Genomic DNA, 12,990 nt, shown 5'->3' with positions numbered 1-12,990 from the left:
CCCTGTCAACTTAAGTGCAACTTCAGACCTGCGTCCGGGAGCAAACTTTTTATCTCCGGGAAAACCGCTGTCTCCAATACGCGCCGGCTCGTCTGGTAAAAGTATTCGGCGGTCTCTTCGTACTCTCCGGCACGCGACACCTGATAGATGGTTCGAGTAAGCGGAGGCCCGCTGATCGGCAACACGCAAACGTCCTTCAAATAGCCCCGGCTCTGCAAAAGAACCAGGGGCGTAGTGATTGCCCAACCAAGGTCGGCGGCGACCATCGACAGGACGACGTCCGAGGCGTCGATCTCCAGATGTCGCTTGGCCGAGATACCGCAGCGCCTCAGATAGCGTTCGGTCAATGCGCCATAGTGCGAAGTCGTACTGAAGCGTACTAACGGCAATTGACGTGCAATGTCGGCAATGACCCCTTCTCGAATCTTCTCCTTTCGCCCGGCAGGCAAAACGATCATGAACGGCTCGCTGAATAATGGACGTCTGACCAGCCGATCCATATCTTCAAGTGCGTCGGACGTCACGATCAGGTCCAGTTGCCGCTGCAAAAGGGCTTGTGAATGTCGATATGCGAGTCCCGCCCACAAAACCACCTGATGACCCTGGTGGATTGCCTCTTTCACGACTGCCGGTCCGACCGTGGCGGCATACGAGTCGATCATGCCGATTCTGATTTCCGGGCGATTCGCCGCGTCAGCTTCTCGCGCATTCGCCAGCAGTCGATTCATCTCCTCGACGACCGAATGGGCGTCTCTCCTCAGCGCGATTCCTGCGGAAGTGAGCCTGATCGGGCGACGGCTGCGATCGAGCACCTTCGTCCCCAGGACTTCTTCGATCTGTGCAATCGTCTGTGAGACGGCAGACTGCGTAACGCCGAGTCTCGACGCCGCGGCGGATACGCTACCTTCGGCCGCGACAGCTTCGAAGACTTGAAGCGCCCGAATCTCCAGCCGGGAAAGCTCTGTCATTGCTGCTCCTGATATAAGGCATGTTAATTCACACCCAATAACGAGCCAAGTTTTACGATTAATATTAGGCAATCTAATAGAAGCGTTCAAAACCGCTTTATATGGGGTAGTGAAAACCCATGCGTTTGGAGCGAGAACGTCGAGCGGCGCGCGGTGGACAGATTCGTCGAAGACATTCGGGAAGAGGGCAACCCTCCGTCAACTTAACGTGTTCGGATGACACCAACGGATATCGCGGGCCTGTCGGGTGGCGGGCGTCATCGGCAGCTTTCGGCCCTTGTTCATCGGAGACAATATCCCTTCCAATCAAAGGCATAGAGCGACACGACAAATTGGCACGGCCCATGCAATGTTGGTGTCGAGCCAGCGTTGCCTTGCGCGGAATGACGTAGAACGGCATCGGGAGGCTTCGCAACACCGGAGTCAACCCATGCCGCTCGCTCGACTGCTCCTCTGCCTTCTCCGATGCACCTTCGCTGCGGCGGTGCTTTTGCCATTCGTCGCGGGCGCGGCGAGTCTGCCAGCCGCCTCGCACAGCTATGAACCCGCAACGCGCGACGGGGATTCCAGCGCTTCGGCCATGCCTCACGCATTGAAGACAGGCATCGAGCGCCTGCGTACCGGAACGTGGTGGGAAGCCAATCGGAAGATCCGCCCGGAACTCGCGCAAGTCGGCGACCTGATGTTTCTCTTGCCGCTTGCCGACAAGAAGCTCGAACCATCGTCGGATGCGATCGGCCGCGTGCAGCGCCTGCGCGAAGCGATGCGCAGCCATCAGATGCGCCAACCCGCCGGCTGGAGCCGCCTCGTTGCGCAGGTGCGGGCCGAGCGCCTGAAGGCCGGCGATGCGTCGGCCGCGCTGCTCGCCGATGCGCTCGTCAACGAGGTGCGCTACCGCGATGGAACCGACGGCAGCTACTACGCGCCGGCACGGTTCTTTGCCGAAAGCGGCGTATGCAAGGACTTCGCCGTCGCGAAGTATCTGCTTTTACGCGACGCGGGTTTCGACATCGCGCGACTGCGTCTCGTGTCGCTCGCGCCGCGCTACAACAACACGCCGGACGACTGGCACGTGATCCTCGTCGTGCAGATCGACGGCGCGAGCGAATCGCTCGCACTCGATTCGCCGAGCGCGCCGACCGTGAAGCGGTCCGACGATACGGCCAACGGTCCGTCCACGCTGCTCGCTGCGATCCTCGCCGGCCGCAAGCCCGCCGACGCGGTGTTGCGCGCGCCCGCCGGACCGCTCACCGCGCCGCTGAGTCTGTCAGGCCAGGCGCGGCGGCCGATTGCGACCGTGTTCAACGAAGAGGGCAGCCGTTCGTTCGAACGTGCCGCGCCGGGCGCGCTGCGACGCGCGTCGGCGGTTGGGCGAAGCGCGGGCGCGATGTATGTCGATGAAATGGGCGATCCGTGGAAAGTCGACAGGTCCGGGACGTTTCCGAAGTGGCGCGTCGTCGGTGATCAGACTGACGCGATGGAGCAGGCGGATCAGACGGCAAGGTTGATACGCGTGGCGGGGCGTTGATCGACGCTATGTGTCGCTGCGCGCCCCTTTTGCGTTGGCCACCACCTTCAGGTCACGACAGCGAAGCACATCAGAAATCGATCTGCGCGGAAAGCAGCAACGTGCGCGGCGCGGCATTCATCACGTACGTGCCTTGCTGAATCCAGTATCGGCTACCGAAGAGATTCTCGATGTTCGCGCGGAATACGACATCCTTCTGCGCGATCCGCATTCCGTAACGCACACCGACGTCGTAACGCGTCCACGCCGGCAGGCGCAACGTGTCGCTCGAATCGTAGTACTGCGCGCCCGTATGGATGATCCGGCCATTGACGCTCAGCCCGGCCACCCACGGCAGGTCGTAGTCCGCGCCGAGGTTGAACGCGAACTTCGGCACGCCGCCCGGATCGTTGCCGTCCTGCGTGCCGCCCGCCGTGCCCGAGACCTTAGGATCGTAGAACGTCGCGCTCGCCATCATGCGAAGGCCGCGATATACCTCGCCGTAAGCGGCCAGTTCGAGCCCGCGCACACGCGTCTTGCCGTTGTAGCCGTAGATGTTCGTCGTCGGATCGGTGACGGCGTTCGGCTGCGAGATCTGGAAGATCGCGGCCGACGTCATCACGCGGCCCCAGTCCGCCTTCACGCCCGCTTCGTACTGGTTCGATTTGTACGGCGCGAATGCCTGTCCTGCATTCGCGGTGCCGGCCGGCGCGGTGCCGCCATTGCTGAGACCCGACGTGAAGTTGCCGTACACCGAAACGTTCGATAGCGGCTTCACCACGATGCCCGCGAGCGGCGTGATCGCCTGCTGATCGATCGAGCTTTGCTGGATGCCCGTGGTCGGATCGTAGTTGTCCTGCCCGATCGTCTGACGGCGGAAGCCGCCCGTGATCAGCACGCGGTCATTGAGGAACGACATCGTATCGATGATCTGCTGACTGTTCAGGCGCGTCTGGCTGCTGCGCTGCATGTCGCCGCGCGGGATGCCCACCGGTGCGAGCGGCGTCGGACTGTAGAGATTGGACGCCACCGAATCCGACGACAGCGCATAGAAATAGCCGATCTCCTGATTCAGGCTCGTGACGCCGGTGACGAGCGTGTGCCTGACGCCGAAGGTATCGAAGTGAAAGCGCAGGCCCGCGTCGACGGTCTTCGTGCGGGTGTATTGATCGTAGTAGCCGTTCGCGACGTCGAAGGCGCCCGCGGCCGTCATGCCGCTCGCGAACGGGAAGTTCTGCTCGGACGTGCCGTAGTGCTCGCCTGCCGCGCCGTACACGGTCACGTACTTGTTGATGTCGTACTCGGCGCGCGTCATGACGGCCGAGTCGCGCAGCTTCAGCTTCGATCCGGGATAGAGGTTGTTGTACGCCGACGGCACCGCCGGCACGGCAGTCGCAGTGCCGAAGCCGATTTGCGAACGGAACTCGTCGGTGTTTTCGGAGACGTTGTAGGCGTCGAACGACCAGCGCAGTTGCTTGCCGCGATAGTCCAGCCCGATCGCGCTGTCGCCCTGGAGCTGATTGCCGTGCGCGATGCCCGTCTGTCCGTCCTTGATCTGTCCGTTGAAGCGGATGCCCCACTGGCCTTCGTCGCCGAAGCGGCGGCCGACATCGGCGGCGATGCCGAACTGGCCTTTGGTCTGATACAGCGCCGTCAGTCGCGTGAGCGGCGTATCGTCGGCGCGCTTGGTGACGATGTTGATCGCGCCGCCGACGCTGCCGCCCGGTCCCATGCCGTACATCAGCGAACCCGGGCCTTCGAGCACTTCCACGCGCTCGAGCAGATTCACGGGCACGCGCGCCGCCGAGACCATGCCGTACAGGCCGTTGAGCGCGACATCGGTCGGTTGCACATCGAAGCCGCGAATCTGGAAGACATCGCCGAAGCCGCCGCTGCTCTGTTCCGCGCGCACGGAGGCGTTGTTGGTGACGACATCGGCGATGGTGCGCGCCTGCGTGTCGCGGATCATCTGCTCGGTGTAGTTGGTGGTGTCGAACGGCTGATTCATCACGTTCGATGTCCCGAGAACCCCGATGCTGCCGCCTCGCGCCAGTTGACCGCCCGCGTAGGGCGCGGGCAGGTCGCCAGCGTCGGCGGTGCCCTTGACCACGATGGCGGGAAGCGCCGTCGATTGCGATGCGGTGCCGTCGGTGCCGTCGGTCGGGCTCTGCGCGTAGGCGCTCGCCTGGAGCGCAGTTGCGGCGATCAGTCCGACGAACAGGCGGTCGACCGCCCACGACACCGCAGTGCGCCGATGAGTTTCTTGCTGCATTCCCCGTTGCGACATAAGGCCAGACTCTTTTTCGTTGAGTGGTAAGTGAAATATGTAAATGCGAATTATTCGCGATTGTAGGGCAAAAAGTTAAACGAACGGTACATTTATCGATTGGTCGTATCAGAAAGTGTTGTGGCGAGGCGACGCGTGTAAAGCTGTGCCCGAAGAACTGATGTCGACCCTCGCGATTGACTCGATCATTTCAAACGGCCATGTTCCTGGACGGTGCTGCAGAACAGGACCGTCAAACACGAGGGCACGAGACAGCCATGACCGTAACGAAGTTCGACATCGAGAAATGCATGCTGGACTTGCTCGGCAGGCGCGCTACGACGGCCTCGATTTGTCCATCGGACGTCGCGCGTGCTTTAGTTCACGACGAAGACGGATGGCGAGCGTTGATGCCGTCGATAAGGCAAGTCGCTACGAGGCTTGCGCGTGAGGAGCGCATTGTGATGACGCAGAAAGGGACGCGATTGAACCCCGAGTCGAGCATTCATGGCCCGATTCGGTTGCGACGCGGACCGAAATTCACTGCGCCGGAATGAACGCAATCATGGCTGACTACGTGTCGCTGTGTTCACGCGCCGGTTCGCCCCGGCTCGTTCGCAGGGTTGCCTGGCCGTCCGCCTCTGGCCGAGCGGTCGCCGTTCCGAACGCAGGAAGGGTTTACCGCTACACATTCCGCCTTGACGTCAACTTCATCACAAACGATACTTTGTCCGTACAAAGCAACGTTTAAGACAGGAGACGTAAAGCATGCATTCGGACAGAGTGGGCAAACAGCGTTACCGGGCCAGCTACGGTCGTTATCTGGAAGAGTTCACCGTCGGCGATATCTACGAGCATCGCCCGGGCCGCACCATCACGGATGCGGACAACATCCAGTTCTCGCTGCTGACGATGAACTTCCACCCAATGCACTGCGACGCGCATCACGCATCGAAGAGCGAGTTCGGCAAGCTTCTCGTGAGCAGCGGCCTGACCGTTGCGATCGTGCTGGGCATGTCGGTGAACGACGTGAGCGGCAAGGCGATCGCCAATCTCGGCTGGAAGGAAATCCGCCTGACGGGTCCCGTTTTTGCGGGCGACACGCTGTACGCGGAGTCGGAAGTGCTCGAAGTGCGCGAGTCGAAATCACGCCCGACGCAAGGCGTCGTCACGGTGCACACGCGTGCGTTCAATCAGGACGGCAAGCCCGTCATGGACTTCATCCGTACCGCGCTGATCGCAAAGCGCGGCCACGGCACGGCCGAAGACTGAGCCCGCAGACCTGATGCATCCAGCCGGCGACATTGCCGCCGGCGCTCCCTTTCCGTCTCGCCCACAAGACCGCCTCGATAACGACGACACGCGGCGGCGCGACGGTTCATCGTCACAGTACTGGAGACAACTGTGAGTCATTACGTAAGCTCGGGCGCCCGGCTTGACCGGCTGCCGATGTCGCGTTTTCACTGGAAGATTCTCGGTCTCATCAGCGCGGGCGCATGCCTCGACGCATTCGATGTCTATCTCGCGGGCGGCGTGTCCGCCGCCATGCTCAAATCGGGCTTCTCGACGCTGCAACTCAACGCGCTGTTCGTCTCGTCGGGCTTTCTCGGCATGGTGATCGGCGCGGGCCTGTCGGGCTATCTCGGCGACCGCTTCGGCCGCCGCTCTTCGTATCAGTTCAATCTCGCGCTCTTCGGCTTGATGTCGTTCGTCGCCGCATTCGCGCCGAACATCCAATGGCTGATCGGCGCGCGCTTCGTCATGGGCATCGGGCTCGGCGCAGAGTTGGTCGTCGCGGCGGGCACCTTGTGCGAATTCATTCCGCCCGCGTATCGCGGACGCTGGATCTCGCTGCTCGGCCTCATCGTCAACTCGGGCCTCGTGATCGCGACGAGCGTGGGCTATGTGGTCATTCCGCATCTCGGCTGGCGCTGGATGTTCGGCATCGCGGGCATCGGTGCGGTGATCGTGTGGGCGCTGCGTCATCGCATGCCCGAGTCGCCGCGCTGGCTCGAATCGGTCGGACGCACGCAGGAAGCGGAAGAAACCGTGAGCGCCATCGAAGCCGAAGTCGCCGCGCGCAAAGGCCCGCTGTCCGACGTCCCCCGCACGCAGAATCTTCAGGTGCCGAGCGTGCCGCTGTCGGCCCTCTTTCGCCGCGGCATGATCGGCCGCACGCTCACGGCCGCGTTGACGGCGGTCGCGGTGAATGTCGCGGTGTACGGCTTCGTCGCGTGGCTGCCGACGTTCTTCGTGCACGAAGGTCGCGACATCGTGACTTCGCTCGGCTTCACGACGCTGATGTCCTTCGGTGCGCCGTTCGGCGCGGTGCTCGGCTACGTGACCGCCGATCGTCTGGGCCGCGCGAAAGGACTCGTGTTCTTTAGCGTCATCACTATCGTGCTGGGCTTCGTCTATCCGCAGATGACGGCCAATGCGGCGATCGCCGTCGTGGGCTTCACGCTCGTGAGCTGCATCTTCGGCATCGTCACGCTGGGCCTGTTCGGCTATGTGCCCGAACTGTTCCCGACCGCGCTGCGTCTGCGCGGCACGGGCGTGGCGGGCGTATGCGGACGCGTCGCGTCGATGCTCACTTCGTATGCAGCGGTGATCCTGTACGCGCAACTCGGCCTGTTCGGCGTGCTCGGCATGGTCGCGGGCGTTCTGGTCCTGCTCGTGATCGCCGTGTTGAGTCTCGGCGTGGACGCGAACCAGTTCTCGCTGGAAGACGTCTCGCCCGATGAGGAACCCGCCGCCAACGATCTGCCGCTCAACCATCAGGGAGCCACGCGATGAATGCACGCAACGAGATTCAGCAGCAGGCACTAACGGTGTCGCAACGCCTGGCTTCCTTTACGACGCATCTGCAACTGAGCGACGTGCCAGAGCGCGTGCGCGAACGCGCGAAGCATCTGATCCTCGACAGCATCGGCCTTGCCTATGCGACGCTGAAGCTGCCTTACGCAAGCTCGACGCTCGCCGCGATGCAGGAACTCGGCAGCGGCGAAGCGACGGTCTTCGGACACGAGCAAAAGCTCGCGCTGCGCGATGCGATGCTGCTCAACGGCCTGCTGATTCACAGCCTCGATTTCGACGACACCCACGCACGCGGCGTGATTCATTCGACGGCGAGCGCCTTGCCCGTCGCCTTCAATCTCGCCGAGCGCGAGAACGCGAGCGGCGCCGATCTGCTCACCGCCTATCTCTGCGCGATGGAAGTATCGACGCGCGTAGGCTCCGCCGCGAAGAGCGGCTTTCATAACGCGGGCTTTCATCCGACGGGCCTCGTAGGCGCGTTCGGCTGCGCGCTGGGCGCGGCGCGTCTGCTCGGTCTGTCGGTCGAACAGGCGCAGCATGCGCAAGGCATCGTGCTGTCGATGGCATCGGGCAATCTGGAATTTCTGCAAGACGGCGCATGGACCAAGCGCCTGCATCCGGGATGGGCCGCGGTCGCAGGCGCAACATCCGCGACGCTCGCGAAGCATGGTTATATCGGCCCGGGCGCGGCGTATGAAGGCCGCTTCGGTCTCTATGCGCTCTACATGAAGCAGTCGCTCGAAGCGGGCGATATCGACATCGCGACGGCGGGCCTCGGCGAAACATGGGAAATCGACGGCGTTGCCCTCAAGCCGATTCCCGCGTGCCATTTCACGCATGCATCGTCGGATGCGGCGATCGCGCTGCATCGCGCGCATGGTTTGAAGGCGAGCGATATCGAGCGCGTGATCGTGCGCGTGCCCGGCCCGACGATCCCGATCGTCTGCGAGCCGGTCGCGCCGAAGCAGAACCCTTCGAACAGTTACGACGCGCAGTTCAGCATTCCGTACATCGTCGCGACCGGGCTGCTGCATGGCCGCTTCACGCTCGACGATCTCGAACCGGAAGCGCTCTCCGATGCAACCGTGCGCGCACTCGCGGCGCGCGTCGTACACGAGGCGGACCCGGACTCGACATACCCGCGTCACTACACGGGCGAAGTGATCGTGCATACGCGCGATGGCCGCACGCTGACGCATCGCGAGTCGATCAATCGCGGCTCGTCGGACAAGCCGCTCACCAACGACGACATCGTCGCGAAGTTTTTCGACAACGCGCAGCGCAATGTTTCGCGCGATGCCGCCGAACGCATCTGCGAAGCGGTGCTTTCGCTCGACGCGCATCCGGCACGCACGCTGGCGCACGCGCTCGCGTAAGACGTACACACGAATACAGGAGAAGCAATGGCTACCATCGACACCGATCAACAGCAGGACATGAGCGACTACGCAGAGAACGAGACGCTCATTCTCGACATGCTCGACCGCTTCCTCAAGACGGAAGTCAAACCGTATGTGCACGAACTCGACGCGAAGGACGAGTATCCGCACGAGATCGTCGAGAAGATGAAGGACATGGGGCTGTTCGGTTGCCTGATCTCGCCCGAGTACGGCGGTCTCGGTCTGACGACGGCGACCTACGCGAAGATCGTCGATCGCATTTCGGCGGTGTGGATGTCGGTGAGCGGCATCATCAACTCGCACCTCATCATGGCGATGACGATCCAGCGCAACGGCACCGAAGACCAGAAACGCGAGTTCCTGCCGCGCATGGCGACGGGCGAACTGCGCGGCGGCATCGGCCTGACCGAGCCGGATTGCGGCACGGACCTTCAGGCGATCCGCACCGTCGCGCGCCGCGATGGCGACGAGTATGTCGTCAATGGCAACAAGACATGGATCACGAACAGCAAGTACGGCAACGTGCTCGCGCTGCTCGTCAAGACCGATCCGGACGCACAGCCGCGTCATAAAGGCATGAGCCTGTTGATCGTCGAGAAAGGACCGGGTTACGAAGTGAGCCGCCAGTTGCAGAAGCTCGGCTACAAGGGCATCGATACCTGCGAGCTCACGTTCACCGATTTTCGCGTGCCGGTGTCGCGCGTGATCGGCGGTCAGGAAGGGCTCGGGCTCAAGCAAATTCTGAGCGGTCTGGAACTCGGCCGCATCAACGTGGCGGCACGCGGCGTCGGCGTCGCGCAGGCCGCGCTCGATGAAGCGGTCGCGTATTCGCAGCAGCGCAAGACCTTCGGCAAGCCCATCTGCGAGCATCAGGCGATCGCGCTCAAGCTCGGCGAAATGGCGACGCGCGTGGAAGCCGCGCGCCTTCTGACCGACTCGGCCGCGCGCGCGTACGACAAAGGCCTGCGCTGCGACATGGAAGCGGGCATGGCGAAGTACTTCGCGACCGAAGCGGCTGTCGAGAACAGCATGGAAGCCATGCGCATCCACGGCGCATATGGCTATTCGAAGGAATACAACGTGGAGCGGCTGTATCGCGATGCGCCGCTCCTGACCATCGGCGAGGGCACCAACGAGATGCAACGCCTGATCATCGCCAAGATGCTGATTGCGAGGAACCCTGCATGAGCCTGCCTCTTTCCGGCGTACGTATCGTCGCCATCGAACAATACGGTGCGGGTCCGTTCGCGACGCAGCATCTCGCCGATCTCGGCGCGGAAGTCATCAAGATCGAGAACTTCCGCGAAGGCGGCGATGTCGGCCGCAACGTGGGTCCTTATTTCTTCGGCGAGGGCGACAGCCATTTCTTCGAGGCGTTCAATCGCAACAAGTGCAGCCTGACGCTCGATCTGAAGAAGCCCGAGGGGCGTGAAGTGCTGCTCGATCTCGTGAAGACGAGCGATGCGGTCTTCAACAATCTGCGCGGCGATCTGCCTGTGAAACTGGGTCTCACCTACGACCAGTTGAAGGACGCGAATCCGGCGATCGTCTGCGCGCATCTTTCCGCGTATGGACGCACCGGCAGCCGCGCATCGTGGCCCGGCTACGATTATCTGATGCAGGCGGAAGCGGGGTATCTGTCCGTGACCGGCGAGCCCGACGCGCCGCCTGCGCGCTTCGGCCTCTCGATCATCGATCTGATGACCGGGACCACGGCCGCGATGGCGCTGCTCGCGGGTCTCGTGCAGGCGCGCACGACGGGCATCGGCCGCGACATGGACACGAGCCTCTTCGATGTCGCGCTGCATAACCTCGCGTATGTCGGCACGTGGTATCTGAACGGCGGCACGGTGACCGGACGCGACCGTCGCTCGGCGCATCCGTCGCTCACGCCGAGCCAGTTGTACAAGACGAAGGATGGCTGGATTTTCCTGATGTGCAACAAGGAAAAGTTCTGGGGCGTGCTGGCCGAGATACTCGACAAGCCGTCGTGGATCACCGACGAACGCTTCTGCAATTTCAAGGCGCGGCTCGCGAATCGCGATCTCGTGGAACAGGAACTGGATGCGGCGCTCTCGCGCGCGACGACCGCCGAATGGCTCGAACGCCTGGGTGGCCGCGTGCCCGCCGCGCCGGTCTACGACGTCAAGCAGGCGCTCGACAATCCGTTCGTCGCGGAGCGTCAGAGCGTGACGGAAGCGGAGCATCCGCGCTTCGGCAAGGTCCGCAACGTGGCCGCGCCGGTGCGCGTGAACGAGACCCTGGCGGCACGCGCCGCGCCCGACCTCGGGCAGGACAACGCGAGGCTTCTGGCCGAACTCGGTTACGATGCTGGACGGATCGCTCATTTGCGCGAAAGCGGCGCGGTGCAATGATGATGCTTGCACCGGATGATGTCGCGCGAATGGCGGGTCCGTCCGTCAATCCCTCATCGTGCGTGCAAAAGATGGTCAACGTGCTCGGTCAGCAACCGCGTTATCTGCAACTGGCGCAGACGCTCATCAACGAAATTCAGAACGGACGCTTTCCCGTGGGCTCCACCATTCCCACCGAATTCGAACTGTGCGAGCAATTCGGCGCAAGCCGCTCGACCGTGCGCGAAGCGGTCAAGCAGCTCGTGCAACTCGGCATGGTGGTGCGGCAGGCGGGCATCGGCACCACGGTCAAGGCGCTGAATTCGGAAGGCAGTTATCGGCAGGTCATGCAGCAACTGAGCGACCTGCATCGCTATTCCGCGGACACCGCGCTTCAGGTCCTGAAGAAGGAGACCGTCGAAGTGAGCGATGCCTCGCTGTGCGCGATGTTGCAGGCGAAGCCCGGCGAAACGTGGCTGCGTCTGGAAGGCATCCGGCGCTCGCCGGAGAGTGCCGATCCGATCTGTCATACCGAAGTCTATATACAGCCCGCGTTCCGTTCGCTGACGGGCATCGAGGACGAGCCGCATACGCCGATCTTCATGATGATCGAGCGTCAGTTCGGCGAGCAGATCGCACGCGTGGAGCAGGAGATTCGCGCGATGGCGTTGCCCGCGGACATCGCGCGCCTCGTCAATGCGAAGGCGCGTTCGCCCGCACTGTGGCTGTCGCGCCGGTATTTCAACAAGCGCGGGGAGATCGTCGAGGCGGCGGTCAGCATCCACCCCGCCGACCGCTTCAGCTATTCGGAGACGTTCCAGCGCGGCTGGAGCGGCGCCTGAAGCATTCGAGGAATTGCGCATGATTGCACGCAGTTATCTGTTCGTTCCGGGTGATCGTCCGGAACGTTTCGACAAGGCATTGGCGACAGAGGCGCATCGCGTCGTCATCGATCTGGAGGATGCGGTCGCCATCGACGCGAAAGCGCAGGCTCGCACGCAGATCGCGCAATGGTTGCAGTCGCCACTATCGGCCGAGGTGCGCGAGCGCGTCGTGATACGCGTGAATGCCTATGGCACGCCGTGGCACGAGGAAGATGTGTCGATGGTGCGCGCGGCTGGCGTGCGCGCCGTCATGGCGCCGAAGGCCGAGGATGCGGCGCAGCTCGCCGATATCGCGGCGCGCTGTGTCGAGGGCGTCGAACTGATCGCGCTGGTGGAAAGCGTCGCGGGCGTGGTCCGTATGCGCGAGATCGCGCAGGGCGGACGCGTGGCGCGGCTCGCCTTCGGTTCGTTCGATTTCGGCGTGGACGCGGGCATCGATGGCACCGGGCGCGAGCTGGATTACGTGCGCTCGCAGTTCGTCATCGAGTCGCGCTTTGCGGGACTGCCGCCGCCGGTAGACGGCGTGACGCTCGCCACCGGCGATATCGATGCGATCAACGCCGATGTGCTCGATGCGCGCCGTTTCGGTTTCGGCGGCAAGTTGTGCATCCATCCGAAGCAGGTCGATTCGGTGAACACGGGTTTCGCGCCGAGCGGCGCGGAACGCGAATGGGCGGCGCGTGTTCTGGCCGCGCTCGAAGCCAATCCGCGCGGCGCGATTTCGGTGGACGGAAAACTCGTCGACAAGCCGATCGTCGATCGCGCCCGACGAATTCAGGCCGCGTGAAGCGGAC

The 12,990-nt window shown here is 63.0% G+C and carries 11 protein-coding genes; 9 read left to right on the top strand and 2 right to left on the bottom strand.

What is annotated here, in order from left to right; genetic code table 11:
• Positions 1-5: 5 nt before the first annotated feature.
• Positions 6-968: a LysR family transcriptional regulator gene (locus tag QCE73_RS16515; protein WP_309882373.1), complete on the bottom strand. Its 963-nt coding sequence runs from the start codon at positions 966-968 to the stop codon at positions 6-8.
• Between the two features lie 430 nt (positions 969-1,398).
• Between QCE73_RS16515 and QCE73_RS16510 the strand changes: the two genes are divergently transcribed.
• Complete coding sequence (locus QCE73_RS16510) at positions 1,399-2,496, top strand: transglutaminase domain-containing protein (RefSeq protein WP_309882371.1); 1,098 nt, start codon at positions 1,399-1,401, stop codon at positions 2,494-2,496.
• Between the two features lie 70 nt (positions 2,497-2,566).
• Here the strand turns inward: QCE73_RS16510 and QCE73_RS16505 are convergent, their stop codons facing one another.
• Entirely contained in the window at positions 2,567-4,747 is a 2,181-nt protein-coding gene (locus QCE73_RS16505; protein ID WP_309882368.1) for a TonB-dependent siderophore receptor, read from the bottom strand.
• Between the two features lie 215 nt (positions 4,748-4,962).
• Between QCE73_RS16505 and QCE73_RS39425 the strand changes: the two genes are divergently transcribed.
• The 8 genes from QCE73_RS39425 (at position 4,963) to QCE73_RS16470 (ending at position 12,983) form a co-directional block, all read left to right on the top strand.
• Positions 4,963-5,298, top strand: coding sequence for a DUF3253 domain-containing protein (locus tag QCE73_RS39425; RefSeq protein WP_404989776.1), 336 nt, complete (start codon positions 4,963-4,965; stop codon positions 5,296-5,298).
• Between the two features lie 211 nt (positions 5,299-5,509).
• Entirely contained in the window at positions 5,510-6,013 is a 504-nt protein-coding gene (locus QCE73_RS16500) for a MaoC family dehydratase (protein WP_086968128.1), read from the top strand.
• A 177-nt stretch (positions 6,014-6,190) separates the two neighbouring features.
• A complete protein-coding gene (locus QCE73_RS16495) occupies positions 6,191-7,537 on the top strand; it encodes an MFS transporter (RefSeq protein ID WP_051626612.1) in 1,347 nt (448 codons plus the stop codon).
• Positions 7,534-8,934 carry an MmgE/PrpD family protein gene (locus QCE73_RS16490; protein WP_309882364.1) on the top strand — a complete coding sequence of 467 codons (1,401 nt, stop codon included), beginning with the start codon at positions 7,534-7,536 and terminating at the stop codon, positions 8,932-8,934. The genes QCE73_RS16495 and QCE73_RS16490 overlap by 4 nt, the downstream gene beginning before the upstream one ends.
• Positions 8,935-8,961: 27 nt before the next feature.
• Positions 8,962-10,146: an acyl-CoA dehydrogenase family protein gene (locus QCE73_RS16485; RefSeq protein ID WP_309882363.1), complete on the top strand. Its 1,185-nt coding sequence runs from the start codon at positions 8,962-8,964 to the stop codon at positions 10,144-10,146.
• The gene (locus tag QCE73_RS16480; RefSeq protein ID WP_309882361.1) at positions 10,143-11,333 is read left to right on the top strand and encodes a CoA transferase; all 1,191 of its coding nucleotides are present in this window, start codon (positions 10,143-10,145) and stop codon (positions 11,331-11,333) included. The genes QCE73_RS16485 and QCE73_RS16480 overlap by 4 nt, the downstream gene beginning before the upstream one ends.
• 71 nt (positions 11,334-11,404) lie before the next feature.
• Positions 11,405-12,154: a GntR family transcriptional regulator gene (locus QCE73_RS16475; protein ID WP_309883133.1), complete on the top strand. Its 750-nt coding sequence runs from the start codon at positions 11,405-11,407 to the stop codon at positions 12,152-12,154.
• 19 nt (positions 12,155-12,173) lie between these two features.
• Positions 12,174-12,983: a CoA ester lyase gene (locus QCE73_RS16470; RefSeq protein WP_309882359.1), complete on the top strand. Its 810-nt coding sequence runs from the start codon at positions 12,174-12,176 to the stop codon at positions 12,981-12,983.
• Positions 12,984-12,990 lie beyond the last annotated feature (7 nt).

The sequence above is a fragment of the Caballeronia sp. LZ029 genome (genome assembly GCF_031451275.1).
GTDB classification, from domain to species: Bacteria; Pseudomonadota; Gammaproteobacteria; order Burkholderiales; family Burkholderiaceae; genus Caballeronia; species Caballeronia jiangsuensis.
Note: the sequence above shows the minus strand (reverse complement) of the source record. Positions and strands in the feature narration are given on the sequence as shown.

Bases quoted from the DNA above. Each gene is read 5' to 3' on its own strand.
- QCE73_RS16515 (WP_309882373.1), bottom strand. From the start codon at position 968: ATGACAGAGCTTTCCCGGCTGGAGATTCGGGCGCTTCAAGTCTTCGAA.
- QCE73_RS16510 (WP_309882371.1), top strand. From the start codon at position 1,399: ATGCCGCTCGCTCGACTGCTCCTCTGCCTTCTCCGATGCACCTTCGCT.
- QCE73_RS16505 (WP_309882368.1), bottom strand. From the start codon at position 4,747: ATGCAGCAAGAAACTCATCGGCGCACTGCGGTGTCGTGGGCGGTCGAC.
- QCE73_RS39425 (WP_404989776.1), top strand. From the start codon at position 4,963: ATGTTCCTGGACGGTGCTGCAGAACAGGACCGTCAAACACGAGGGCAC.
- QCE73_RS16500 (WP_086968128.1), top strand. From the start codon at position 5,510: ATGCATTCGGACAGAGTGGGCAAACAGCGTTACCGGGCCAGCTACGGT.
- QCE73_RS16495 (WP_051626612.1), top strand. From the start codon at position 6,191: ATGTCGCGTTTTCACTGGAAGATTCTCGGTCTCATCAGCGCGGGCGCA.
- QCE73_RS16490 (WP_309882364.1), top strand. From the start codon at position 7,534: ATGAATGCACGCAACGAGATTCAGCAGCAGGCACTAACGGTGTCGCAA.
- QCE73_RS16485 (WP_309882363.1), top strand. From the start codon at position 8,962: ATGGCTACCATCGACACCGATCAACAGCAGGACATGAGCGACTACGCA.
- QCE73_RS16480 (WP_309882361.1), top strand. From the start codon at position 10,143: ATGAGCCTGCCTCTTTCCGGCGTACGTATCGTCGCCATCGAACAATAC.
- QCE73_RS16475 (WP_309883133.1), top strand. From the start codon at position 11,405: ATGGTCAACGTGCTCGGTCAGCAACCGCGTTATCTGCAACTGGCGCAG.
- QCE73_RS16470 (WP_309882359.1), top strand. From the start codon at position 12,174: ATGATTGCACGCAGTTATCTGTTCGTTCCGGGTGATCGTCCGGAACGT.